Raw genomic sequence first — 1,320 nt, forward strand, 5'->3', positions numbered from 1 at the left:
GGGTCTTCGAATTTAGTGGGGGTGCGATGGCGACGGGTGGGCTCGTCCGTCACCCTGCGTGAGGTTGTTGGGGTGCGGGCGCCCTGGATGCAAGGAGCCCGCAGGCTTTCGTGATCATGGTTGTTCTCGACGCAACCGATCATGAAGACCTACGGGCTTGAGTACTCACGATACCGAGATCAACAGGGACGCGACACTGCTGCTGGGGCTGGAGGGGGTGAGTGTGATCAAGGTCAAGGGCGACGGGCTGGGTGGATCGACGGTGTACGTCGTGACGAGCGAGGACTCCGCGAGGGCCTGCCCCTCGTGCGGGGTTTTCGCCACGCGGCTGAAGGACTACCGCACCACCGCCCCGAGACATCTGTCCTGCGGTGGGCGCCCGGTGGCTGTCCGCTGGCGCAAGGCGCGTTGGCACTGCACCGAAGTGGCCTGCGCACGGGGGTCGTTCACCGAGGCGATACCCCAGGTGCCCGCGCGGATGCGGACCACCGTGGCCCTGCGCGAAGCGGCAGGGGCCGCAGTGGTCGACGGCGGCCGTACCGTGGTGCAGGCCGGCCGGGATCTGGGCCTGTCCTGGCCCGTTGTCCAGCGCTGCTTCGAAGTCCACGCGGCGAAGGTCCTGCCCACCGATCCACCCGCGACCCAAGCGATCGGGATCGATGAGACCCGCCGCGGCAGGCCGGTCTGGAAGCAGCACCCGGACACGGAGAAGTGGGAGCTCGTCGCGGACGCCTGGCACATCGGGTTCGTCGACGCGATCGGCGGACGCGGGCTGTTCGGGCAGGTCGAGGGCCGCAACGCGGCCTCGGTCGCCGGCTGGCTCACCTCCCAGCCCGCCGCCTGGCGCGCGCATGTCCGCTACGTCGCCATCGACCTGTGCTCCACCTTCCGCGCCGCGATCCACCGCGCCCTGCCCCACGCGAGGGTGGTCGTCGACTGCTTCCACATCGTCCAGCTCGCCCAGCGCCACCTCGCCGACCTGCGCCGACGCCTCACCTGGAAACAGCACGGCCGCCGGGCCCGCAAAGGCGACAGCATCTACACCGCCCGCAAACTCCTGCGCCGCAACAAGGAGGACCTCACCGACGACCAACAGGCACTCCTCGAAGGTAAGTTGGACCACATGGGGACCTACGGCCGGCAGATCTACGCGGCCTGGCAGGCCAAGGAACTCCTACGCGACGTCCTGGCCCTCGCCGTCACCCGCACCCACGTCACCCCCGACCGCTCCGCGATCTCCGCCGCCCGCCACCGCTTCCTCGCCCATGTCGCCGACCACGCCCACCTGCCCGAACTCGTCACCCTCGCCGAGACCGTCGA

1 protein-coding gene is annotated in these 1,320 nt (G+C 69.5%); it reads left to right on the forward strand.

The genetic code is table 11. The features are described 5' to 3' along the window. Positions 1-157: 157 nt before the first annotated feature. Positions 158-1,320 (forward strand): ISL3 family transposase (locus tag ACFU5K_RS31925; RefSeq protein ID WP_384068253.1); only part of this gene is annotated, 1,163 nt, incomplete at its 3' end.

Origin of the sequence: Streptomyces sp. NPDC057428 (genome assembly GCF_042803195.1) — a bacterium.
GTDB lineage: Bacteria > Actinomycetota > Actinomycetes > Streptomycetales > Streptomycetaceae > Streptomyces.